The organism is Bacteroides mucinivorans, assembly GCF_034654355.2.
GTDB classification, from domain to species: domain Bacteria; phylum Bacteroidota; class Bacteroidia; order Bacteroidales; family Bacteroidaceae; genus Bacteroides; species Bacteroides nordii.
In genome coordinates this window covers 4,197,162-4,218,246 of sequence record NZ_CP178179.1, presented here as the reverse complement: position 1 = coordinate 4,218,246, position 21,085 = coordinate 4,197,162, and the positions used below count along the sequence as shown (strand labels likewise).

23 protein-coding genes and 1 pseudogene are annotated in these 21,085 nt (G+C 41.5%); 18 read left to right on the top strand and 6 right to left on the bottom strand.

The window, feature by feature from the left end; genetic code table 11:
- The first annotated feature begins 14 nt into the window (after nt 1-14).
- The gene (gene dinB / locus VCM39_RS16215; protein ID WP_413544808.1) at nt 15-1,076 is read left to right on the top strand and encodes a DNA polymerase IV; all 1,062 of its coding nucleotides are present in this window, start codon (nt 15-17) and stop codon (nt 1,074-1,076) included.
- A 127-nt stretch (nt 1,077-1,203) separates the two neighbouring features.
- Here dinB and VCM39_RS16210 read toward each other — a convergent pair whose 3' ends face one another.
- A complete protein-coding gene (locus VCM39_RS16210; RefSeq protein ID WP_002559705.1) occupies nt 1,204-1,341 on the bottom strand; it encodes a hypothetical protein in 138 nt (45 codons plus the stop codon).
- 259 nt (nt 1,342-1,600) lie between these two features.
- On the opposite strand from VCM39_RS16210, the gene VCM39_RS16205 reads away from it, so the two are divergent.
- The 11 genes from VCM39_RS16205 to VCM39_RS16155 all read left to right on the top strand — a co-directional run bounded on the left by VCM39_RS16205 (nt 1,601) and on the right by VCM39_RS16155 (nt 13,335).
- Nucleotides 1,601-4,264: a transglutaminase-like domain-containing protein gene (locus tag VCM39_RS16205; RefSeq protein WP_322933975.1), complete on the top strand. Its 2,664-nt coding sequence runs from the start codon at nt 1,601-1,603 to the stop codon at nt 4,262-4,264.
- An 81-nt stretch (nt 4,265-4,345) separates the two neighbouring features.
- Nucleotides 4,346-4,783, top strand: a complete 438-nt coding sequence (locus VCM39_RS16200) for a hypothetical protein (protein WP_289291106.1) — start codon at nt 4,346-4,348, stop codon at nt 4,781-4,783.
- Between the two features lie 109 nt (nt 4,784-4,892).
- Nucleotides 4,893-5,444: a 4Fe-4S dicluster domain-containing protein gene (locus VCM39_RS16195; RefSeq protein WP_322933976.1), complete on the top strand. Its 552-nt coding sequence runs from the start codon at nt 4,893-4,895 to the stop codon at nt 5,442-5,444.
- A gap of 10 nt (nt 5,445-5,454) precedes the next feature.
- A complete protein-coding gene (locus VCM39_RS16190; RefSeq protein WP_322933977.1) occupies nt 5,455-6,321 on the top strand; it encodes a CoB--CoM heterodisulfide reductase iron-sulfur subunit B family protein in 867 nt (288 codons plus the stop codon).
- Entirely contained in the window at nt 6,309-8,309 is a 2,001-nt protein-coding gene (locus VCM39_RS16185; protein ID WP_322933978.1) for a CoB--CoM heterodisulfide reductase iron-sulfur subunit A family protein, read from the top strand. Before VCM39_RS16190 ends, VCM39_RS16185 begins: the two co-directional genes overlap by 13 nt.
- Nucleotides 8,310-8,322: 13 nt before the next feature.
- Nucleotides 8,323-8,793 carry a hydrogenase iron-sulfur subunit gene (locus VCM39_RS16180; protein ID WP_195350406.1) on the top strand — a complete coding sequence of 157 codons (471 nt, stop codon included), beginning with the start codon at nt 8,323-8,325 and terminating at the stop codon, nt 8,791-8,793.
- Complete coding sequence (locus VCM39_RS16175; protein ID WP_289291099.1) at nt 8,777-9,577, top strand: 4Fe-4S binding protein; 801 nt, start codon at nt 8,777-8,779, stop codon at nt 9,575-9,577. Before VCM39_RS16180 ends, VCM39_RS16175 begins: the two co-directional genes overlap by 17 nt.
- 9 nt (nt 9,578-9,586) lie before the next feature.
- A complete protein-coding gene (locus VCM39_RS16170; RefSeq protein WP_322933979.1) occupies nt 9,587-10,600 on the top strand; it encodes a 4Fe-4S dicluster domain-containing protein in 1,014 nt (337 codons plus the stop codon).
- Nucleotides 10,593-11,435, top strand: a complete 843-nt coding sequence (locus tag VCM39_RS16165; protein ID WP_323674045.1) for an FAD/NAD(P)-binding protein — start codon at nt 10,593-10,595, stop codon at nt 11,433-11,435. Before VCM39_RS16170 ends, VCM39_RS16165 begins: the two co-directional genes overlap by 8 nt.
- Before the next feature lie 235 nt (nt 11,436-11,670).
- Nucleotides 11,671-12,105 (top strand): LapA family protein, encoded by a 435-nt coding sequence (locus VCM39_RS16160; protein ID WP_289291094.1) that lies wholly within the window; start codon nt 11,671-11,673, stop codon nt 12,103-12,105.
- Between the two features lie 15 nt (nt 12,106-12,120).
- Nucleotides 12,121-13,335 carry a sodium ion-translocating decarboxylase subunit beta gene (locus VCM39_RS16155; protein ID WP_221648689.1) on the top strand — a complete coding sequence of 405 codons (1,215 nt, stop codon included), beginning with the start codon at nt 12,121-12,123 and terminating at the stop codon, nt 13,333-13,335.
- A gap of 120 nt (nt 13,336-13,455) precedes the next feature.
- On the opposite strand, the gene VCM39_RS16150 is transcribed toward VCM39_RS16155, so the two are convergent.
- The 4 genes from VCM39_RS16150 to VCM39_RS16135 form a co-directional block, all read right to left on the bottom strand.
- Nucleotides 13,456-14,208 (bottom strand): copper homeostasis protein CutC, encoded by a 753-nt coding sequence (locus VCM39_RS16150; protein WP_221648688.1) that lies wholly within the window; start codon nt 14,206-14,208, stop codon nt 13,456-13,458.
- A gap of 71 nt (nt 14,209-14,279) precedes the next feature.
- Nucleotides 14,280-15,815 carry a ribonuclease Y gene (gene rny, locus VCM39_RS16145; RefSeq protein ID WP_002559711.1) on the bottom strand — a complete coding sequence of 512 codons (1,536 nt, stop codon included), beginning with the start codon at nt 15,813-15,815 and terminating at the stop codon, nt 14,280-14,282.
- A gap of 112 nt (nt 15,816-15,927) precedes the next feature.
- Entirely contained in the window at nt 15,928-16,218 is a 291-nt protein-coding gene (locus VCM39_RS16140) for a cell division protein ZapA (RefSeq protein WP_002559712.1), read from the bottom strand.
- A 12-nt stretch (nt 16,219-16,230) separates the two neighbouring features.
- Nucleotides 16,231-16,524 (bottom strand): hypothetical protein, encoded by a 294-nt coding sequence (locus VCM39_RS16135; RefSeq protein ID WP_322933981.1) that lies wholly within the window; start codon nt 16,522-16,524, stop codon nt 16,231-16,233.
- A gap of 619 nt (nt 16,525-17,143) precedes the next feature.
- Here VCM39_RS16135 and VCM39_RS16130 point away from each other — a divergent pair.
- From VCM39_RS16130 to VCM39_RS16110, 5 genes are all read left to right on the top strand, one after another.
- Complete coding sequence (locus tag VCM39_RS16130) at nt 17,144-17,722, top strand: hypothetical protein (protein ID WP_322933982.1); 579 nt, start codon at nt 17,144-17,146, stop codon at nt 17,720-17,722.
- Between the two features lie 9 nt (nt 17,723-17,731).
- Nucleotides 17,732-18,511 (top strand): hypothetical protein, encoded by a 780-nt coding sequence (locus VCM39_RS16125; RefSeq protein ID WP_221648684.1) that lies wholly within the window; start codon nt 17,732-17,734, stop codon nt 18,509-18,511.
- Between the two features lie 13 nt (nt 18,512-18,524).
- Entirely contained in the window at nt 18,525-19,130 is a 606-nt protein-coding gene (locus tag VCM39_RS16120; protein ID WP_002559716.1) for a hypothetical protein, read from the top strand.
- Entirely contained in the window at nt 19,123-19,407 is a 285-nt protein-coding gene (locus tag VCM39_RS16115; RefSeq protein WP_002559717.1) for a winged helix-turn-helix domain-containing protein, read from the top strand. Before VCM39_RS16120 ends, VCM39_RS16115 begins: the two co-directional genes overlap by 8 nt.
- Nucleotides 19,408-19,523: 116 nt before the next feature.
- Nucleotides 19,524-20,033 carry a cupin domain-containing protein gene (locus VCM39_RS16110; protein WP_221648683.1) on the top strand — a complete coding sequence of 170 codons (510 nt, stop codon included), beginning with the start codon at nt 19,524-19,526 and terminating at the stop codon, nt 20,031-20,033.
- Between the two features lie 137 nt (nt 20,034-20,170).
- Here VCM39_RS16110 and VCM39_RS16105 read toward each other — a convergent pair whose 3' ends face one another.
- Nucleotides 20,171-20,401, bottom strand: a complete 231-nt coding sequence (locus VCM39_RS16105) for a hypothetical protein (protein ID WP_322933984.1) — start codon at nt 20,399-20,401, stop codon at nt 20,171-20,173.
- Nucleotides 20,402-20,820: 419 nt separating this feature from the next.
- Between VCM39_RS16105 and VCM39_RS16100 the strand changes: the two are divergent.
- Nucleotides 20,821-21,050: pseudogene (locus tag VCM39_RS16100) on the top strand (hypothetical protein).
- The last annotated feature ends 35 nt before the right edge of the window (nt 21,051-21,085 follow it).

The window sequence follows — 21,085 nt, the reverse complement described above, 5'->3', positions numbered from 1 at the left end:
TAATTCATATTGACATGGATGCATTTTATGCTTCCGTAGAGCAGCGGGATAATCCGGAACTGCGTGGTAAACCGCTTGCTGTGGGGCATTCGGAAGAGCGGGGTGTAGTGGCGGCTGCCAGTTATGAGGCTCGTCGTTATGGAGTACGTTCGGCCATGGCATCGCAGAAGGCCAAACGTTTGTGTCCGCACTTGATCTTTGTTCCCGGACGAATGGAAGTGTATAAATCTGTATCACGTCAGATACATGAAATATTTCATGATTATACAGACATCATTGAACCACTTTCACTGGATGAGGCTTTCCTGGATGTGACGGAGAACAAACAAGGGATCCGGCTTGCTGTAGACATAGCTTGTGAAATAAAAAAACGTATTCGGGAAGAATTGAACCTGGTAGCTTCTGCCGGTGTGTCTTACAATAAGTTTTTGGCAAAGATTGCTTCGGATTATCGTAAGCCCGACGGGTTGTGTACCATTCATCCGGATCAGGCTATGGATTTTATAGGTACTCTACCTATTGAATCATTTTGGGGAGTAGGGCCGGTGACAGCAAAAAAAATGCATTCTTTGGGTATTCATAATGGATTACAGTTACGCACATGTTCGGTGGAAATGCTTATCCGTCAGTTTGGTAAGGTTGGTACATTGTATTATGATTTTGCCCGCGGAATAGACCTTCGCCCGGTGGAAGCTATTCGCATCCGTAAATCGATTGGTTGCGAACGAACATTAGAGAAAGATATCTCTTTACGCTCTTCAGTTATTATTGAACTGTATCATGTGGCTGTGGAGCTGGTAGAGAGGTTACACCGAAAGGAATTTAAAGGAAATACATTGACGTTAAAGATTAAGTTTCATGATTTTAGTCAGATAACGCGTAGTATCACCCAGGTTAATGAACTGATAAATTTGGATAAGATTCTTCCCTTAGCAAAACAGTTATTAAAAGAGGTGGATTATGAACATCACCCCATTCGGTTGATAGGGCTTTCTGTTTCCAATCCGAAAGATGAAATAGAAGAACAGCACGGAGTGTGGGAGCAGCTTAGTTTTGAGTTTAGTGACTGGGGATAAAATCTGTTACGGTACAGATCAGTTTGCAATAAACTCTTGCGCATAAATGAATTGTGTAGATAAAAAGAAAGCGGAGAACCTTTTCAGACTCTCCGCTTTTGTTACATATAATATAGTGGTGTGTTTATTACATGGCAATCTGCTTTGAAAGCAGTTTTTGAAGTTGGCCATTCAAAGTCTGGCACATTGTTCCGTTTCCCATTGCATGATAACGTTTAATACGATACTGCAACATCATAATTTTTTCATTTGCATTCTTTTTCATAATCTTCATCTTTTTTTGCCCTCCACGTTTTGAAGAGCGGTTTTATATCTTGTTTTCTCTATTAACACTGCAAAGATACGAAAAGTTCACGAAAAACATGTTGTGCAACATAAAAATTATGCTTTTTACCCTCTTTTTTCTTGAAAGAGGCCGAAATGACAAGTGGATATTACAAATATATTACATAACTTTGTGCTCTATGATACTATTCTAACTGAGCAGATTTTGATTGTACCTTATTATATAATATAGAAATAAAATGAAAACATCGATTCACTTTTTCTCGTGCCTGTTGTTGGCTGTTTTCTTATTATCCTGTGGTGAAACTCATTTCCTGAAGGAGGAAGCATATCGTAATCAGGTGAAAGCTGATTTCGGAATAAAACAATTGCAACTTCCTTTGGGTAACTTGTTTGCTATCTTTAATGATTCTACGTTGACTACTGCGGAACGGGAAGCGTTGATGTTTTTGTATGCTTATATGCCTATAGGAGATATCACTGACTATTCGGGAGACTATTATCTGGAAAATATCCGTTTGTCTGAACAGGCCCGGCAAGAAATGCCCTGGGGAAAGAAGATCCCAGAAGATGTTTTTCGTCATTTTGTACTTCCTGTCCGGGTGAATAATGAGAACCTGGATAATTCCCGTAGTGTGTTTTATGGTGAGTTGAAAGAACGCATTAAAAAACTTTCGATGCAGGATGCTATTCTTGAAGTAAATCACTGGTGCCATGAGAAGGTAGTTTATCGTCCGAGTGATGCCCGTACCAGTTCACCGTTAGCTTCTGTCAAGACGGCTTACGGACGTTGTGGTGAAGAATCTACCTTTACCGTAGCTGCACTTCGGGCGGTGGGGATTCCTGCCCGGCAGGTATATACTCCGCGTTGGGCACACACAGATGATAATCATGCCTGGGTAGAGGCTTGGGCAGATGGTAAATGGTATTTTTTCGGAGCTTGCGAACCGGAGCCTGTCTTGAATCTGGGATGGTTTAACGCACCTGCCAGCCGGGGGATGCTGATGCATACAAAAGTATTTGGACGTTATAAAGGAGCAGAAGAAATCATGTATGAAACACCCAACTATACTGAAATTAATGTTATTGAGAACTATGCCCCTACGGCAAAAGCAGTTGTTACGGTGGTAGATGCCGGTGGTAATCCTGTGTCGGAGGCTAAGGTGGAGTTTAAGGTATACAATTATGCCGAGTTCTACTCAGTAGCTACCAAGTATACAGATGACACCGGCCGGGTTTCGTTGACAGCGGGTAAAGGAGATATGCTGGTGTGGGCTTCAAAAGGAGATAATTTCGGATTCAGTAAACTATCTTTTGGAAAAGAGAGTGAACTGACGCTTGTCCTTGATAAGAAACCGGGTGAGACGTATTCACTGACACTGGATATTGTTCCTCCTGCCGAAGGTACGGATTTGCCTGAAGTAACTCCGGAACAGCGGGCAGAAAACAATCGTCGTATGGCACAGGAGGATTCTATTCGTAATGCATATGTGGCTACCTTTACCACAGAAGAGCAAGGAGTGGCATTTGCCCGTGAGTATGCTATGAATGCTGAGTCTGTATCTCGTCTGTTGGTTGCTTCGAGGGGTAATCATCAAACGCTGACCGATTTTCTTTCGGTTGCTGCCAAAGAGAAGAAGGCAGAGCTTGCACTTAGTTTGCTCAGGTTGGTATCGGATAAGGATTTGCGCGATGTAACACCGGAAGTTCTGGAAGATCATTTCCGCCATTCCGTTGCCGGGTATTGCGGAGATTATTATTATTCTATTCTCAATCCGCGGATAGCAAATGAAATGCTGACTCCTTATAAGGAGTTTTTCCAGAAAGCTGTTTCGGCTGATGAAGTGGAACACTATCGAAAAAATCCACAAGCATTGGTAGCTTGGTGCAAAAAGAATATTGCTATTAATAATGAGTTGAATTCACAACGTATTCCTATGTCGCCTGCAGGTGTATGGAAAGCATCGGTAGCTGATGAAAAATCCAGGGATATTTTCTTTGTAGCCTTGGCACGTGCTTTAGGCATTCCTGCCTGGATAGACGAGGTGACGGGGAAAATACAGTATAAAGATTTTGCTAATAACAGATTGAAGAATGGAGAAACCTTCGATGTGGATTTTGAGGTGGCCGAACAGACCCTGGCACCTTCGGGTGTTGTAAAAGCCACTTATCGGCCTATCCGCTCACTCGATAATCCCAAGTATTACTCTCATTTTACACTGTCACGTTTTAAAGAGGGTACTTTTCATCTGTTGAACTATGATGAAGGTACTACTTCCTGGGAAAATCTGTTGAAGAACGGTACACGACTGGATGCCGGTTATTATATGCTTACCACCGGGACCCGCCTTGCCAATGGCTCTGTACTTGCTAATCTCTCTTTCTTCAATGTAGAGAAAGACCAGGTGACAACGACTGCTTTGACAATGCGGCAAAGTGAAACTCAGGTGCAGGTTATCGGTAATTTTAATTCTGAGTCTATGTATCGTCCGGTAGAGGGTAGTGATATGCAAAGTATCTTGCAAGCCTGTGGACGTGGTTACTTTGTTGTGGGTATACTGGGCGCAGGGCAGGAGCCCACCAATCATGCTCTGAAAGATATTGCTGCATTGGGTAGCGATTTCGAGAAGTGGGGACGTAAAATGGTATTTCTTTTCCCCGATGAAGAACAGTATAAAAAGTTTCATCCGGCAGAATTCCCAGGATTACCTTCTATTATTCTTTATGGGGTGGATGTGAACGGAAGTATTCAAAAGCAAATTGCGGAATCTATGAAATTGTCGAATTCCGAAACATTGCCGATATTTATCATCGCCGATACATTTAACAGGGTAGTCTTTGTGTCTCAGGGATATACTATTGGATTGGGGGAACAATTGATGAAGGTGGTGCATGGTTTATAGGAAAGACAAGTTGCAATAATAGTTAATTATTTGTGTAGAGTGTGTTTTTCATTAAAAATAATTATTACGTTTGCAGCGATTATGATAAAGTATGCATTTTACATATTGATAGGTATATTTTTTGTATTGGGACTGACCATCGCTCCCGGACAAGAATTATCCGGACTTCAGAATGAAATTGAAGTCCGGGTAGGTGATACCTCTCAATCTGTAAAGTCTGCTTGCATTCTATCTTCCAGAACAGATAATGATTGTGTCAGAGATACGCATTCTGTATTTCATGATGAATCATCTGGTTATAAGGTTTGTGACGGGATTCTTTCCAGCCTTTCCGGTTCAAGGAATGTTGCACCGTTTAAACTTTTGAAATTTAATAAGCCAACTTCTGTTATACAGATTCTTAGTGCACTCAGTGTTCAGTTACCCGAGAACAAGTACAGGAATTTACCTTGCAGTACCAGTTGCATGAAGTATTCGTGTGGATACTATATCTATACGTTAGCTCATATTCTTATTTAGTCAATTCACTATTCTATCCATTTGCAGAGTAAGTAATTTCTATACTTTCTCAGTTTCTCTGCGATTTCGATAATCTATTTTTTTATTACCTATTTTTATTCATGCCCACATGGAAAACAAAAAATGTATTTCCAATGGTTTGGAGCAGAGAACTGGTGTGAAAGTATCTTATTGCTATCAATGCGGTAAGTGTACTGCCGGGTGTGTACTGGCTCAGGATATGGACTATGCCCCCAGCTACATCATACGACTGTTACAAACAAAGAACGAGGCGAACGATCGTCGCGTTTTGAGTTCCAATGCCATTTGGATTTGCTTAAACTGTGAAAATTGTATTGCCAGATGTCCTAAAGAAGTTGACATCCCCAAAGTTATGGACTATCTGCGCGAAGAGGCCCGTAAAACGAGAGCTATTAATAAAGAAGCAAAACCAGTGGTTGCTTTTCATTCCGCTTTTCTTGATTCGGTGAAGTATACGGGGAGGTTGTACGAAGTAGGATTAGTGGCTGGATTCAAGGTCCGTACTTTCCGTTTGACACAAGACCTGAATGTAGTTCCTTCTATGTTGATGAAAGGAAAGTTACATATGCTTCCTGATTCAATAAAAGATACCGGAAGAATCAAAAAGATATTTGCACGAACCATTGAAAAGTCCAGATAATATGCAGACTATGAGAACAGGTTTTTATCCGGGATGTTCGCTTACAGGCACTTCACGGGAATATAATGAATCGGTCAAAGCACTGGCAAAGGCTTTCGGACTTGAGTTGGTAGAGATAAAAGATTGGAACTGTTGTGGTGCAACAGCGGCTCACTCTATGGATAAGGAGCTTGCTCTTTCTTTGCCTGCCCGGGTGCTGGCATTGGCTGAATTGCAGGGGCTGGATGAAATAGTTGTTCCATGTGCTTCCTGTTATAACCGCTTGAGTGTAGTCCAGCATGAACTGGCAAGTGATGAAACACTGAAAGAGAGAGTTTTGGAAATTATCGGTATGACTTATCTGGGTACTGTAAAGATACTCAATGTCATTCAGATGATAGAGAAATATATGTTGGGTACACTTCCTGATAAAGTTGTACATCCGTTTGCCCACAATGTAGCCTGTTATTATGGTTGCTTGTTGGTACGTCCTCATAAGATTTTGAATTTTGATCGTCTGGAAGATCCTCAGAGTATGGACAAATTAATGTCTCTGATTGGTGCTATCCCTCTGGACTGGGCTTTTAAGACCGAATGTTGTGGAGCTGGTTTGTCGGTTTCTCGTACAGATCTTGTCGAACGTCTTTCTGGTAATATACTGAAAGATGCGGACGACAGAGGGGCAGAAGCTGTGATTGTAGCTTGCCCGATGTGTCATTCTAATTTGGATATGCGGCGTCCTGCCATTAATCGTTATCTTAAAAAGCCGGTTGATATTCCTGTTCTGTATATCACTCAGGCTATCGGGCTGGCTATCGGCCTTACTGCCGCTGAGTTGGGTTTGAACCGCCATTTTATCACCGTCAATCTAAAGGAAGCAGAAGTATGTCAAAAATAGGAGTTTTTATATGCCATTGTGGCGAGAATATCAGTGCTACGGTAGATTGTGAAAAGGTGGCCGAAGCAGCTGCAAAGATGGATGGAGTAGCCTGTGCTATTGATTATAAATATATGTGTTCCGATCCGGGACAGACACTGATCAAACAAGCGATTAAGGAATATGGGTTGGACGGTGTTGTGGTAGGAGCTTGTTCACCGCGTATGCACGAACCTACATTTCGCAGAGCTTGTGCAGAAGCTGGGTTGAATCCTTACCTCTGTGAAATAGCTAATATACGTGAACACTGTTCATGGGTACACGAGAAAGGGGAGAATACCACTCATAAAGCCATCGATATAGTAAAGAGCCTGGTGGAGAAAGTCAAGCGCAATCATCCGCTGACCCCTATTCAGGTGCCTATCACAAAGAAAGCATTGGTTATTGGGGGGGGGATTGCCGGTATACAGGCCAGTCTGGATATAGCCAACTGCGGACATCAGGTGATTCTGGTGGAAAAAGAACCTTCTATTGGTGGGCATATGTCGCAACTCTCCGAAACCTTTCCGACACTGGATTGCTCTCAATGTATCCTTACCCCCCGGATGGTGGAAGTTGCGCAACATCCCAATATCACTCTTTATACATACGCCGAACTGGACTCTTTAGAAGGATTCATTGGAAACTTCAAAGCGAGTATCCGGTTGAAAGCAAAGAGTATCGACGAAAAACTATGTACCGGCTGCGGGCTTTGTACTACTAAATGTCCCACCAGGAAGATTCCAAGTGAATTTAATGCAGGTTTGGGTATGCGTACTGCTATTTATGTCCCTTTTCCTCAGGCAGTACCCAATAAACCGGTTATTGACAGGGCGCATTGTACACACTATCGTACCGGGAAGTGTGGGGTTTGTGAGAAGCTATGTCCTACCGGTGCTATCCGTTTTGATCAGGAAGACCGTATCATCACCGAAGAGGTGGGAGCAGTGGTAGTGACCACCGGATTCAATGTATTAAATACGGACTTCTTTCCGGAATATGGTTATGGAAAATATAAGGATGTGATTTCAGGTATTCAGTTTGAGCGTCTGGCTTCGGCATCCGGTCCTACATTGGGGGAAATACGTCGCCCTTCTGACGGACAGATTCCTAAGAAAATAGTATTTGTGGCCTGTGCCGGTTCGCGTGACCCGGCCAAAGGAATCCCTTATTGTTCTAAAATCTGCTGTATGTACACGGCTAAACATGCCATGCTTTATCAGCACAAAGTGCATGAGGGCGAGTCTTATGTGTTCTACATGGATATTCGTGCCGGAGGTAAAAACTATGAAGAGTTTGTACGCCGCGCCATCGAAGAAGATGGGGTGAACTATGTACGTGGACGTGTTTCGCGCATTTATGAGAAAAATGGTAAATTGATTGTAAAAGGAGTAGACACTTTGCTGGGAGCTTCGCCTGTGGAGATAGAAGCCGATATGGTAGTACTTGCCACAGCCGGAGTTGCCAATAAAGGTGCTGAGGAGTTGGCGCAGAAGCTGCATGTCTCTTATGATCCTTACAAGTTCTTTGCCGAAGCACATCCCAAATTAAAACCGGTGGAAACAAACACGGCAGGTATTTTTCTTGCCGGAGCTTGTCAGGCGCCGAAAGACATTCCCGAAACAGTAGGAATGGCATCAGGAGCCGCCGCTAAGGTTGCCGGATTGTTCTCACAAGCTAATCTGGTTCGTGAACCGTTGATTGCAGTGGTCAATCGTACGGCACCGCCGATGTTCAGCACTTGTGTAGGATGTTTCATGTGCCAGACTGCCTGTCCTTATCAAGCCATTGAGCGTGAAGAGATAAAAGACCGTGGAGGCAATGTGATTAAGACAGTGGCGCGGGTCAATCCCGGTCTTTGTCAGGGATGCGGAACATGTGTTGCTTTCTGCCGCTCCAAATCAATAGATATACAAGGGTATTCCAATGAACAGGTTTATGCCGAAGTGATGGCATTGCTGCAAAACTAAAAAAGAACAGGCTATGAACGAAAATAAAACTGAATTTGAACCCCGGATTGTTGCCTTTGTCTGCAACTGGTGTACGTATGCCGGAGCAGACCTCACGGGAACAAGCCGTTTGAAATATGCCACAAATGTGGAAATAGTACGTTTCCCATGTACAGGGCGCATCGACTTTATGCTGCTGCTGAAAGCCTTTGCAGGAGGTGCCGATGGAATTATCGTCTCCGGTTGTCATCCTAATGATTGCCACTATACTTCCGGTAACTTCCATGCCCGTCGTCGCTGGATTGTATTCCGTGGATTGCTGGATTTTCTGGGCATTGATGTACGTCGTATCCGTTATTCCTGGGTGTCGGCTGCCGAAGGAGCCAAGTGGGCGGATCTGGTGAATAGTACAGTAGCAGAAATACGTGAACTGGGACCTTATAAAGAGTATCAGAAAGTTACAAACTATTTGGGAGAGGAGACTATCAATGAGTGCGTTAACTGAAAAAGCGGCAGCATTGCTGTCCGAAGGTATTGTAACCAAAGTGATAGGTTATGAAGAGGGAAATAAGAAACCCCGTCCTTTTTTTTGTGAAAGTGCCGAAGATGCACAACGCCTCATTTATGATAGTCGTTGCATAAATAACCTGGCTGTATATCTGACTAAACCGGAACTGTTGGGAACCGGAAAAGTAGCAGTAGTAACCACTATTCCGGTATTGCGCAGTATTGTTCAACTCTCAGTAGAACACCAGTTGAAAGAAGATAATTTTGTTTTTCTTACGGTGAATCAGAAGGGGGAAGTGATCGAATTTTCAGGTTTTGATGCAATGAGCGAATACCTGGTTCAGTTTCAATATGCAATGGAACAGAAGGAACAGGAAATGATTCTCAAACTGGAGGGGATGACCCGTGAGGAACGTTGGGCTTTCTGGATGCAGGAACTTTCTCAATGTTTCAAATGCTATGCCTGTCGGGCAGCCTGTCCTTTGTGTTATTGTACACGTTGTATTGTTGAGGTGAATTGTCCTCAATGGATTCAACCCTGGGCTGCTCCGATAGGGAATTTTGAATGGCAGATAAATCGTGCTATGCACCTTGCCGGACGTTGTACTGGTTGTGGTGCTTGTGGTGAAGCCTGTCCGGTAGGTATTCCGATACATCTTCTGACTCATAAGATGATGGAGGATATCGGAAGTGAGTTCGGACTTACTCCCGGACAAACTGCTCAGAATGGGAATGTACTCTCTACATTCAATGTGGGGGATAAGGAGAACTTTATACATTAAATTGCAGTCATGGAAAATCTACATATAAGTAAGAATAGCCTTGAACAGTGGCTGAACCAGATGCTGAAAAAAGGAATGCGTGTACTGGCTCCCGTACAGCAGGGAGATAAAATTGACTTCCGGCAAATTACTTCACCGGACGAGGTGGCAACAGACTATGTACAGACCACTCAATCGGTCAAACGGGTTGTTTTTCCGACAGCCGAAGTGTTGTTCTCTTATCATAAAGAAGGCAAAGATACTACGCTGAAAGATTCTAATCCCGATGCTCTCCCTGAAACGGTGTTATGGAAAATCCGTCCCTGTGATGCTGCCGGCTTTGCCCCGCTTTCCGGGATATTTAACTGGGATTATAAAGATAAACTTTATAATGCACGGCGTGCTAAAACTACGCTGATCAGCTTTAGTTGCTCCCGTTGTGATGAGTCCTGTTTTTGTACTTCGGTGAACGGAGGACCGGGAAATACCAACGGAAGTGATATACAGGTAACACTCCTGCCTGATGGAAGTGCTTTTGTGGAGATATTGACAATGAAAGGAAAGGCACTGGCAAAACTCTATATTGTAGAATTTGAACCTGTCGGTGATATCGATAAAGATAAATATTTAGCTACCGTTACAACACATTTCACTCCCGAAGCAATTCGTGAGAAACTTACTGATGCCTTTGATAGTCCGGTTTGGAAACAACAGTCGGAACGTTGTTTAGGATGCGGAGCCTGCGCTTTTGTATGTCCTACTTGTGCCTGTTTTGATATTCAGGAAGATGCCAAAGGATCATCCGGCAGACGTATCCGTTGTTGGGATTCATGTGGCTTTTCTCTCTTTACACAACATACCTCCGGGCATAATCCGCGTCCTACGCAAAGTACCCGTTGGCGTCAGCGGATATTACACAAGTTTTCTTATATGCCCGAGAGGATACACGAAACAGGTTGTACAGGGTGTGGACGTTGTTCCCGTGCCTGTCCTGTAGATATGAATATACTTGAACATTTAATTTCTATTGCCAATCATGAATGAGCAGTCAAACATATATCTTCCACACTTGATAGTGGTGGAAAAGATAACCCGGGAAGCTCCGGGAGTCAAAACTTTCCGGTTGAGATTTAAGGATGAAGAGGAAGGGCGAAACTTTCACTTCAAAGCCGGACAGTTTGGTGAGTATTCTGCTTTTGGTGAAGGAGAGTCTACCTTTTGTATTGCCTCTTCTCCTACGCGTGAGGGATATATAGAATGTACTTTCCGCCAGGCGGGAAGGGTGACTACCGGGTTATCTAAACTTGAAGAAGGAGTAACGGTGGGCTTTCGGGGACCTTTCGGAAATACATTCCCCATAGATGAATGGAAGGGTAAGAATCTGCTGTTCGTAGCCGGTGGTATTGCACTTCCTCCTATGCGTTGCGTCATCTGGAACGCTTTGGATACGCGGGAGAATTTTAAAGATATTACGATTGTTTATGGTGCAAAGTCTGTCAACGATCTGGTATATAAAGAAGAGCTGAAGGAGTGGGAGAACCGTCCGGATGTCAATCTGATTACTACGGTTGATCCGGGAGGCGAAACATCCGACTGGAAAGGTAAGATTGGTTTCGTTCCTTCGGTTCTGGAAGCAGCAGCTCCCGATAGTGAGAATACGGTGGCTATTGTCTGTGGTCCTCCGGTGATGATTAAATTCACTTTTCCGGTATTGGAGAAGTTAGGTTTTAAAGACGAGAACATTTATACCACCTTGGAAAATAGAATGAAGTGTGGTGTAGGTAAGTGCGGACGTTGTAATGTCGGAAAACTTTATGTTTGTAAGGACGGCCCGGTATTCACGAAAGCAGAATTGAATGATATACCTCCCGAATATTAGTTGATATCCGGGGATAAAAGATATTGTAGTTCCGTTGTGATAACGGGATAAGCATCATATAAGGACAAGATGTAACCGAAGTGATTCAGGCAGTGCATCAGCCGATTGCCCTTATGTGGATGAATGAGGAAAGCCCAATGGAATTAAAAGAATTTCATGTGTGTCTAAATAATGGTTTACCATTGGGCGCCTCTTCTTTACTCTGAAACGAACTAATAACTTAAAATATATTACTATGTTAAAATTATTATTAGCCACTTTTGCCATGATGGGACTTACGTTCGTCATAGGCTTTTTTGTAGCTGCAGTGATAAAACTTATTGCAAGTGCAGCCGATTCACTCGATTTCTATAGCTCTCATCAGGTAGAACTCCAACGATTGCGGCGTTTAAAGAAAGTACGTCAGAATGTGGAGCGTTTGTTGTGGCACAATGCCATAGCTGAACAGGATGGTTCGGGCGATAAACGGGAAGATTACAGTCGTGGTATTAATCGGGATATCATTCGTTACCACGGATATTATCATGGGGTAAGTCCGGGTGCATCCGATGATAATCTGTTGGAGTATTATTACCCTGAAGATACCCACATCGTTTATCTTGAAAAACGAGAAGAAATGCTCCAACAGCATAAAGATAACAGTAAGAAATCATCTGCCAATACCAAATAATAAACTTATCATATCATGGAAAATATAGACTTTATGAGCTTGTTCCAAGGAGTGGGAACAATGATGGAGAGTGGCTGGCTACTCGCAAGTGCCCGTGTGTTTCTTGTCGCTTTAGGTTTTCTGCTTATTTATCTGGGCTGGAAAGGTGTGCTGGAACCGATGGTAATGATACCGATGGGATTGGGAATGGTAGCTATCAACTGTGGTACGCTGATAATGCCGGACGGTACATTGGGAAACTTATTTCTCGATCCGATGCTCTCAGATACAGATGAGTTGATGAATACCATGCAGATTGACTTTTTGCAACCGGTTTATACATTGACTTTCAGTAATGGATTGATAGCCTGTTTTGTGTTTATGGGTATCGGTACGTTGCTTGATGTAGGTTTTCTGCTCCAGAAACCATTTGCAAGTATATTTCTGGCATTGTGTGCTGAGCTGGGTACTTTCCTAACCGTTCCTATTGCTTCTGCTTTGGGACTGACACTTAAGGAGAGTGCTTCGGTAGCTATGGTTGGCGGAGCAGACGGACCAATGGTGCTCTTTACTTCACTGGCACTCGCAAAGCATCTGTTTGTTCCTATCACAGTAGTAGCTTATCTCTATTTGGGGTTGACGTATGGTGGGTATCCTTATTTAGTAAAACTAATGGTTCCCAAACGTCTGCGTGCTATTAAGATGACTACAAAGAAGGCCCCTAAAAATTACGATGCAAAAGTAAAACTGGCTTTCTCTGCTATTCTGTGCGCAGTGTTGTGTTTCTTATTTCCGGTAGCATCTCCTTTGTTTTTCTCTTTATTTATAGGTGTGGCTGTGCGTGAGTCCGGGATGAAGCATATTTATGACTTTGTGAGTGGTCCGTTACTGTATGGTTCTACTTTTATGCTTGGATTGTTACTGGGGGTACTTTGTGATGCCCATTTGCTACTTGATCCAAAGATTCTGAAATTGCTGGTTTTAGGTGTTATCGCCCTGCTTTTCTCTGGTATAGGAGGTATCTTGGGAGGGTATGTTATGTACTTTATCAAAAAGGGTAATTATAATCCGGTGATTGGTATTGCTGCTGTAAGCTGTGTGCCGACAACTGCAAAAGTAGCACAGAAGATAGTAAGTAAAGACAATCCTAACTCTTTTATTCTTGGTGATGCTTTAGGAGCCAATATCTCCGGCGTCATCACCTCTGCTATCATAACTGGTATCTATATAACGATTATACCATACTTGTAAGATAGGGGGGGATTAGTGATAAGTGATTAGTGATTAGTAGTTAGTGATTAGTGATAAGCGAGTAGTGATAAGTAAACTGCGCCATCGTATTGCCGCATGGTACTAATCACTAATCACTAATCACTTATCACTACTCACTGCTTTTATCGTCTTTTCCACCCTTTCTGCGGTAGTTATCTGTTTGGTGTATTCGTCAATTTGTACTGTTCCTCCCATTGAAACGGTAGGGTTTTGGTATTGCATGCCACTGATCACTGTTTCACGTGCCGAGAAGTGGAATTCTTCAATTCCTGTTTCTGAGGCAATACGTGCTATGTTTTTTTCGTTTACACCACAGCCGGCAAGTAGGATAATCCGTCCGGCAGCTTGTCTCCGGAGCTCTTTTAATAAAGGAATCCCGGCTTCTGCGGTTGCTTGTTGTCCGGAAGTCAGTATGCGGTTACAACCTGATTCTATAATTTCTTCCAATGCTTTCTGTGGATTACGGCATACATCGAAAGCCCGGTGAAAGGTAACCGATAACCCGTCAGCAGCTGCTACCAACTCCTTCATTAAAGGCATGTCAACTTCTCCGTCTGGTGTCAGACAGCCCAATACAATACCATCTGCACCTGTTTTCTTTACCATTTCTATATCCCTCAACATCGTTTTCACTTCTAAGGGTGAATAGAGAAAATCACCTCCCCGAGGACGGATTATTACGTGGAGTTTGATATGCAATAGTTCCCGTGCAACAACAATTTCACCATACGAAGGCGTTGTTCCTCCTTCCGGTATTCCGGCACACAACTCTACGCGGTCTGCTCCACCTTGCTGTGCAGCCAGGCAACTCTCTACCGAGTTGGTACATATTTCGAATTTATACTTTCTCATAGCAGGAAAACGTTATTAAAAAAGGGCGAATTGCTTCGCCCTTATCTTGATATTCTTCTTTATTCGTTTTTTTATTTAGCAAAGCTAACCGCACGTGTTTCACGGATTACGGTAATCTTCACCTGTCCCGGATAAGTCATTTCGTCCTGTATCTTCTTCGCAATTTCACCCGACAGGCTTTCTGTTTGCTTATCGTCAATCTTATCTGCACCTACGATAACGCGAAGTTCGCGTCCCGCTTGGATGGCATAAGTCTTTGTTACTCCCGGATAAGCCATAGCCAATTGCTCCAGGTCGTTGAGACGTTTGATGTACGCTTCTACAATTTCGCGGCGTGCTCCCGGACGTGCACCGGAGATAGCATCACACACCTGTACGATCGGAGCGAGCAAGCTTGTCATTTCCGTTTCGTCATGGTGAGCACCGATAGCATTGCAGATATCCGGTTTCTCTTTGAATTTCTCGGCTAACTTCATACCAAGTAATGCGTGCGGCAATTCTGGTTCTTCATCAGGCACTTTACCAATATCGTGCAACAATCCGGCACGTTTTGCTTTTTTGGGGTTCAAGCCTAATTCAGAGGCCATTACAGCACAGAGATTCGCGGTTTCGCGAGCGTGTTGCAGCAAGTTCTGACCATAAGAAGAGCGGTATTTCATCTTACCGATGATACGGATCAATTCCGGATGTAATCCGTGGATACCGAGGTCAATAGTGGTACGTTTACCGGTTTCGATGATTTCTTCTTCAACCTGTTTGCGTACTTTGGATACTACCTCTTCAATACGTGCAGGATGGATACGTCCGTCGGTTACCAACTGGTGCAAAGCAAGGCGGGCTATCTCACGACGTACAGGGTCAAATGCAGAAAGAACGATTGCTTCCGGAGTATCATCTACTACGATTTCTACACCTGTAGCAGCTTCCAGTGCACGGATATTACGTCCTTCGCGACCGATAATACGTCCTTTGATTTCGTCAGATTCAATGTGGAATACGGTTACAGAGTTTTCAATAGCTGTTTCCGTAGCTACCCTCTGAATAGACTGTATCACAATGCGTTTTGCTTCTTTACTGGCTGTCAGCTTGGCATCGTCCATGATATCATTGATATAGGACTGTGCCTGTGTTTTGGCCTCTTCTTTCAAAGATTCTACCAGGCGTTCTTTTGCTTCTTCGGCAGACAAACCGGAAAGTGCTTCCAGCTTTTCTATCTCCTGATGTTGCAGTTTGTCCAGTTCTTCTTTCTTCTTATCAACAATTCCCAGTTGAGCTTCCAGATTTTCTCTTACGGCGTCAGCTTCTGCTTTCTTACGCTGAATCTCTTCCTGACGTTGACTTAATACCATTTCGCGCTGTTTCAGTTTATTTTCAGCCTGCTGAATTTTTTGGTTACGTTGCGCTACTTCTTTTTCCAGATCTGCCTTTTTGTTGAGGAATTTCTCCTTAACTTCCAGCAATTTGTTTTTCTTTATCACTTCCGCTTCGGTTTCCGCCTCTTTCAAGACGTTATCGTATTTGGCCTTTAGTCCGTATCGGAATAATACGTATGACAATATGCCACCTACGATGAAGCAAGCAATGGATGCTACTATTGTTACTAACATTGTAATTTAATTTAAGTATAAATAAAAACGCACCGCAAATACGAGGAAATTCTTTCTCCCGAGTATCTTGCAGTGCGTGGGTTTTCTATAAATTTGTTGATAGGGCGTGTTTTCACTCACCCTTGAAATACTCTTCGAGCATTTCCGTCAATTCTTCTATCTTCTCTGTATACGGACCGGTATCGTTACGTTGCCTTAGTTTTAGATTCTCCTGTGAAAACTGATAGGCTACCATAGCTATTAATTTCTCAGGTTCCAGGCTTTTGTAATGCTCCCGATAAGCATTGAGCTTGATATTTACCTGTTTGGCTGCTTCTCTCATCAATTCTTCCTCGTCACGATTGATTGTGATAGGATAATATGAGTCTGCAATTTGCAGGTTTATCTTTATTTTATCGTTCATACATCTCTTCTTTTATTCATTCAACAGAGCGATGCATTTGTCGACTTCACGCACTAATTTAGACAATCGCAGCTTTGTCTCTTTTACATCGCTGCCGTTAAGGCTGATTGCCGTAGCTGTTTTTAGGTTCGTGTAGCTTGTTTCCAATTCTTTATATTCAGCCAGTATCCTTTCATTTTTTTTCTTCTCCTCTTCGAGAAGTTGCTTAAGTTCAGCATTTTCACGCTTTAATTCATCGTGAAGATAGATTAAATGCCGTAGTCTCGCTTCAAAGGTACTTAATAGCTTTTTTGCTTCTTCTGTCATTACTACACCAAAATTGTACACAAAAATACAATTAAGTCTGAGATTACAAAAACTTTTCTGCAGAAATTAGTCGTTTGGGGCGAAAATAGCTATTAGATGGATGTTTACTATCGGAGTTAAGTAGAGACAAAGTGCATACTTTTTAGTGGTTCGTTCTTTATATCCTGCTATCATTAACTTCTGAAGTCTGCTATCAAAACATGGGGATGTTCTTATTGAAAACATCCCCATGTTGTAGTGTATAACATCCGGGTGTTTTACTTTCTTACTACACGAGCTATACTTGTAATAAACTGGTATACAGTTGCTAATAAAGTATGTTATTGAGTGTAGTTTAAACCTATACTTAATCGCCCTCTTTATTGTTACTGAAATTGGATGAACTAATATTTCTATAAATTAATTTATTAAATAGTTTGGTTTATAAAATAAACTACTTATGTTTGCATCGGATTTAAATCTTTGGTGCAATGTATTTAATTCGTTTATTAAATCAGAAAATACGATGGAAGACATTATTTTGAAAATATTGGGAGTTTGGTGTGCTATGGTTATCGTAGCCTTATATTATAGTTTTGAGTACAACAGGTAGTTGAATAATTTAAAGGACATAAGATATATGGAAAACAAAAAACTGAATGAGAAAGAAAGTTTAGAGCTTATTTCTCAAATGATTCAAAACACGCGGACAAGAGTTGAAAAGGACGGTGGTACTCCTTTTTTGATATGGGGGTATGGAACAGTGATTATTTCATTACTGGTATGGTATATGGTTGCGTCGACCGGAAAGTATGAGTGGCAATATTTATGGTTTCTTTTGCCGGCTATCGGATTTCCTGGCACTCTTTGGGTGAGCAGAAAGAATGAATCGGCTGTAAAGACTTATATAGATCGGGTTGTAAGCTATATCTGGATTGTATTTGGGAGTGCTGGTTTTTTGGTATCTTGTGTTTCTATTGTCTATCCTCTTCCTATTTTGTTTATTATTCTTTTGCTTATGGGAATGGGAGTGATATTGACCGGAATGCTGATACACTCTAAAATAGCACTGATAGGTGGTCTGCTGGGGGTGCTATCTTCTTTGGGATGCATTTGGGTAACAGGTGTAAATCAGATACTTGCTTTTGCTCCTGCTTTCATCTTTATGATGATTATTCCCGGACATATGATAAATTACAGTGCAAATATAAGGAAATAAGAAGGGAAAATGATTATGAAAGATACTTCGACACGTTTCGAGCGTTTTTGCACTTCCTGGAAATTCTTTCTGGTACTGATAGTCTTGCAGTTTATATTAATGCCGATAGCCACTAAAGGTTTTCGCTTTGAAGAGATGGGGCAGATTATTTTTACTACACTGGGACATGCTTTGATAAACCGCTTTTATCCTTATTCCTTTATATTTCAGTGGATGGCACTTGCATTGATTGTAGCCTTGCTGTTTTTTAGAAATAGAATCGGGCGTTTTTTCTCGGCTTATGTGGGGGCCTGTTATTTGTTGTATGCAGTTATTCAGAGCATAGCCATTACCAATAAATATGGAGTCAGCGTGGTAACGGTTAATCTGGTAATGATGTCATTTGTTGCTTTTGTCTGGTTTCGGGATTGCTGGAAGGGGGAGAATGAGTATGATTTCTCCAATCTCAATTGGAGAACATCATGGCTGATTCCTGTAGCTTTTTTCTGCTTATGGTTTCCTATGGATTTGTTGAATGTGAAACCGGATTTTAATCCGGCCTATCTCTTTTCGGGCTATGCATCGCTGGCTTTTTGCCCAATGACTCCTGTGTTTCTGACATTGCTTACGCTATGTCGTCCCCGAATTAATATGACTACTTACAGGGTGACAGCAATGGTAGGACTCATTATCGGAGTTTATAATATAGGGCAATTTGCTTCCCCTGCGGGTTTTTATTTAGGAATGTATCATTTACCTTTGTTGCTTGTTTCTTTATATGCATTGTTGAGTAGCAAACGGTTGAAATAAATAGTTAAGAAAAATGGAAGATAAGAAATTGAATGAACAAGAGAGCCTGGCGCTGATAGCACAGATGATTCAAAATAGTAAAAAAGGTTTGGTAGTAGGAAGTGGTAACTCCTTTTTGTTCTGGGGATATTTAACGCTTGCCGTTTCTATTGCAATTTTTGTATTACTTTATTTCACAGGAAGTCAGAGTTGGTTCTGGCTTGGAAGTGTCATTCCGGTAATAGGATGTTTGTATATCTGGTGGATGTCCCGGAGAGATGGGAAAAGAACTATGAGTTATGTCGATAAAGTGATTTCTAATGTATGGCAAATAGTGGGGGGAACTTGTGCCATTATTGCTCTGTTGGCCTTGAATTATGGAAACAACATTGCTATATTACCTCTGCTGTTACTTGTGTTATCCGTTGGTGCAGGCATAACAGGCTCTGTCATTCAGGAAAAGTCATTCTATAACTGTGCCGCTTTTGGTATCGCTATTTCTTTGGGTATGCTTTTTAATATTAACACCATCGTAGAAGGTCCTTTACCTCAGGTTTTTGCTTTTGCCCTTGCTATTGTAGTGGTGATGATCATTCCGGGACATATTGTCAATCATAAAGCAAAGAGAAACAATGTTTAAAGAACTGAATCCGTTACTCCATTCCGAACTTCGCCTGGCGGTGATGTCGTTGCTTATTTCTGTAGAGGAAGCGGACTTTGTCTATATCCGTCAGCAGACAGGAGCTACGGCAGGGAATCTGAGTGTACAGATTGATAAACTGAACAAAGCGGGTTATGTGGAAGTGACAAAGACTTTTAAAGGGAAGATGCCGTGTACTATCTGTAAAATTACGCCGCAAGGGGTAGATGCTTTTGAAGAGTATGTGGAGGCGTTGAAGAGCTATATTATAAAGTAAATAATTTCTAACGGAAGTTGTACTGATACAATATAGTTATTAATGTAATAGTTTATTATTTTCAGATTTGAATTAATCCCCACATACAGATTAATAATTTAATAAAGAAATAACTTATGGCAACAATTCTGAAATCAACCGAGAGAGAGTTTAAAGAGAATGAAAACAGAATAGATAACTTCAGATTATTTACTGATATCTCCAGGATGAGTAAAGGAGTAGAACCTCAAAATTTAAACTTTGATTTGCGTCGGTTAAATCCCGGGCAATATTGTTCGGCATATCATTATCATAGATTTGCAGAAGAGTTATTTATGATAATTTCGGGTGCTGCTACTCTGAGAACTCCTAAAGGTCTGGAAGTTGTGAACAAGGGAGATCTTGTGTTTTTTGAAAAGGGTGAAACAGGGGCGCATCAACTGTATAATCACACTACAGAACCTTGCGTTTATTTGGATATACGAACTTTCTTGGGATACGATGTGTGTGAATATCCGGACTCAAATAAGATATATCTTGTTCCATCGGGAGAGATATTTGATAAGGATATTCAATTAGGTTATTTTGATGGAGAAGAGAATATTAAAAGTAAGTGGGAGGAAATGGAAACTAACTACGTAATATGAGACATGCACAAGCGTGAAGCATTCTGATATAACAATGTACTAAAAAACAACCGCCGTTCCTCACAACTTGAAATAACGTGAGTGAACGGCGATTTCTCTAAAGATAGGTTAGGATCAGATTAAATTGAGATAATTCTTTATGTGTCCTTTATAAATAGACGAATGCGATCAAGTATTAGTTCCAGAAAATTTTCTGTAACATTACAATATGCGCATTCTAAATCTGCAAGGCCGAATTTGTTCCAATCAAAAGTGTCTAATCTTTCATAGAGATTTTGTAGAAATGTATAAACATCTTCAGACGTTTCCATATCTTTTTTTGCAGAGCAGGGACATGGGTACTCATTATCATAAATCCTTTTTTTCATGGTATTGTTTGTTTCTGAGAATTGTCTATTCTGTCGAATAATTCTTTCCAGCACATTGCTCGAATTGCATCTTTGTCAGTTAATCTGGAACGTTCCCTCTCTGAGATTTTCATGTGTAAGTTTGAAATTATGTCGTCTTGTTGCTTTCTTTAGATAAATAAAAAATGTGCCCCATATATACTTCTTTTAAAGTTTTAATTGGGGCATAAAAAAAACGCACCCAATCCAATATAGTCCAAAAAGAATGATGCATTCGGATATATCCGTTATCTGATGTGTGATAAACTGTTTTATTTATAATGCCTTTTATCTGATTGTTAAAATTATAATTTCTAAAATAAGAAATTAATTTCACTGTCTTTGTGGAAATAACGAACTGTTTTTCTCTATGTAGAATACAATAGTAAATGGGAATAAATATGAAACGCTGTAAGATAACGATTTTAAAAACAACTCTTAATGAAGAACTGGCTAAAGAATATGCCGGTCCGGATTTTACAAAATGTCCGATGATGAAGGAAGGACAAGTGTTTTGGTAACTAAAGAAGGAGTTGCTATTTGTTCGTGCAATGATGGGCTACGACCTGTGATTATAAAGGTAGAACGGACGGATGAAGAAGCTGAGATTAATTATGAGCCTGTAAAATAGATAATTCGTTAAATTCGGTTCTTAATCCTCGTATA

Excerpts from the sequence above, each read along its gene's own strand:
- dinB (WP_413544808.1), top strand. The coding sequence starts at position 15 with ATGGATGCATTTTATGCTTCCGTAGAGCAGCGGGATAATCCGGAACTG.
- VCM39_RS16205 (WP_322933975.1), top strand. The coding sequence starts at position 1,601 with ATGAAAACATCGATTCACTTTTTCTCGTGCCTGTTGTTGGCTGTTTTC.
- VCM39_RS16150 (WP_221648688.1), bottom strand. The coding sequence starts at position 14,208 with ATGAGAAAGTATAAATTCGAAATATGTACCAACTCGGTAGAGAGTTGC.
- VCM39_RS16125 (WP_221648684.1), top strand. The coding sequence starts at position 17,732 with ATGATTATGAAAGATACTTCGACACGTTTCGAGCGTTTTTGCACTTCC.
- VCM39_RS16105 (WP_322933984.1), bottom strand. The coding sequence starts at position 20,401 with ATGAAAAAAAGGATTTATGATAATGAGTACCCATGTCCCTGCTCTGCA.
- VCM39_RS16190 (WP_322933977.1), top strand. The coding sequence starts at position 5,455 with ATGAGAACAGGTTTTTATCCGGGATGTTCGCTTACAGGCACTTCACGG.
- VCM39_RS16160 (WP_289291094.1), top strand. The coding sequence starts at position 11,671 with ATGTTAAAATTATTATTAGCCACTTTTGCCATGATGGGACTTACGTTC.
- VCM39_RS16110 (WP_221648683.1), top strand. The coding sequence starts at position 19,524 with ATGGCAACAATTCTGAAATCAACCGAGAGAGAGTTTAAAGAGAATGAA.
- VCM39_RS16170 (WP_322933979.1), top strand. The coding sequence starts at position 9,587 with ATGGAAAATCTACATATAAGTAAGAATAGCCTTGAACAGTGGCTGAAC.
- VCM39_RS16200 (WP_289291106.1), top strand. The coding sequence starts at position 4,346 with ATGATAAAGTATGCATTTTACATATTGATAGGTATATTTTTTGTATTG.
- VCM39_RS16175 (WP_289291099.1), top strand. The coding sequence starts at position 8,777 with ATGAGTGCGTTAACTGAAAAAGCGGCAGCATTGCTGTCCGAAGGTATT.
- VCM39_RS16140 (WP_002559712.1), bottom strand. The coding sequence starts at position 16,218 with ATGAACGATAAAATAAAGATAAACCTGCAAATTGCAGACTCATATTAT.
- VCM39_RS16210 (WP_002559705.1), bottom strand. The coding sequence starts at position 1,341 with ATGAAAAAGAATGCAAATGAAAAAATTATGATGTTGCAGTATCGTATT.
- VCM39_RS16115 (WP_002559717.1), top strand. The coding sequence starts at position 19,123 with ATGTTTAAAGAACTGAATCCGTTACTCCATTCCGAACTTCGCCTGGCG.
- VCM39_RS16185 (WP_322933978.1), top strand. The coding sequence starts at position 6,309 with ATGTCAAAAATAGGAGTTTTTATATGCCATTGTGGCGAGAATATCAGT.
- VCM39_RS16180 (WP_195350406.1), top strand. The coding sequence starts at position 8,323 with ATGAACGAAAATAAAACTGAATTTGAACCCCGGATTGTTGCCTTTGTC.
- VCM39_RS16195 (WP_322933976.1), top strand. The coding sequence starts at position 4,893 with ATGGAAAACAAAAAATGTATTTCCAATGGTTTGGAGCAGAGAACTGGT.
- VCM39_RS16165 (WP_323674045.1), top strand. The coding sequence starts at position 10,593 with ATGAATGAGCAGTCAAACATATATCTTCCACACTTGATAGTGGTGGAA.
- VCM39_RS16155 (WP_221648689.1), top strand. The coding sequence starts at position 12,121 with ATGGAAAATATAGACTTTATGAGCTTGTTCCAAGGAGTGGGAACAATG.
- VCM39_RS16120 (WP_002559716.1), top strand. The coding sequence starts at position 18,525 with ATGGAAGATAAGAAATTGAATGAACAAGAGAGCCTGGCGCTGATAGCA.
- VCM39_RS16130 (WP_322933982.1), top strand. The coding sequence starts at position 17,144 with ATGGAAAACAAAAAACTGAATGAGAAAGAAAGTTTAGAGCTTATTTCT.
- VCM39_RS16135 (WP_322933981.1), bottom strand. The coding sequence starts at position 16,524 with ATGACAGAAGAAGCAAAAAAGCTATTAAGTACCTTTGAAGCGAGACTA.
- rny (WP_002559711.1), bottom strand. The coding sequence starts at position 15,815 with ATGTTAGTAACAATAGTAGCATCCATTGCTTGCTTCATCGTAGGTGGC.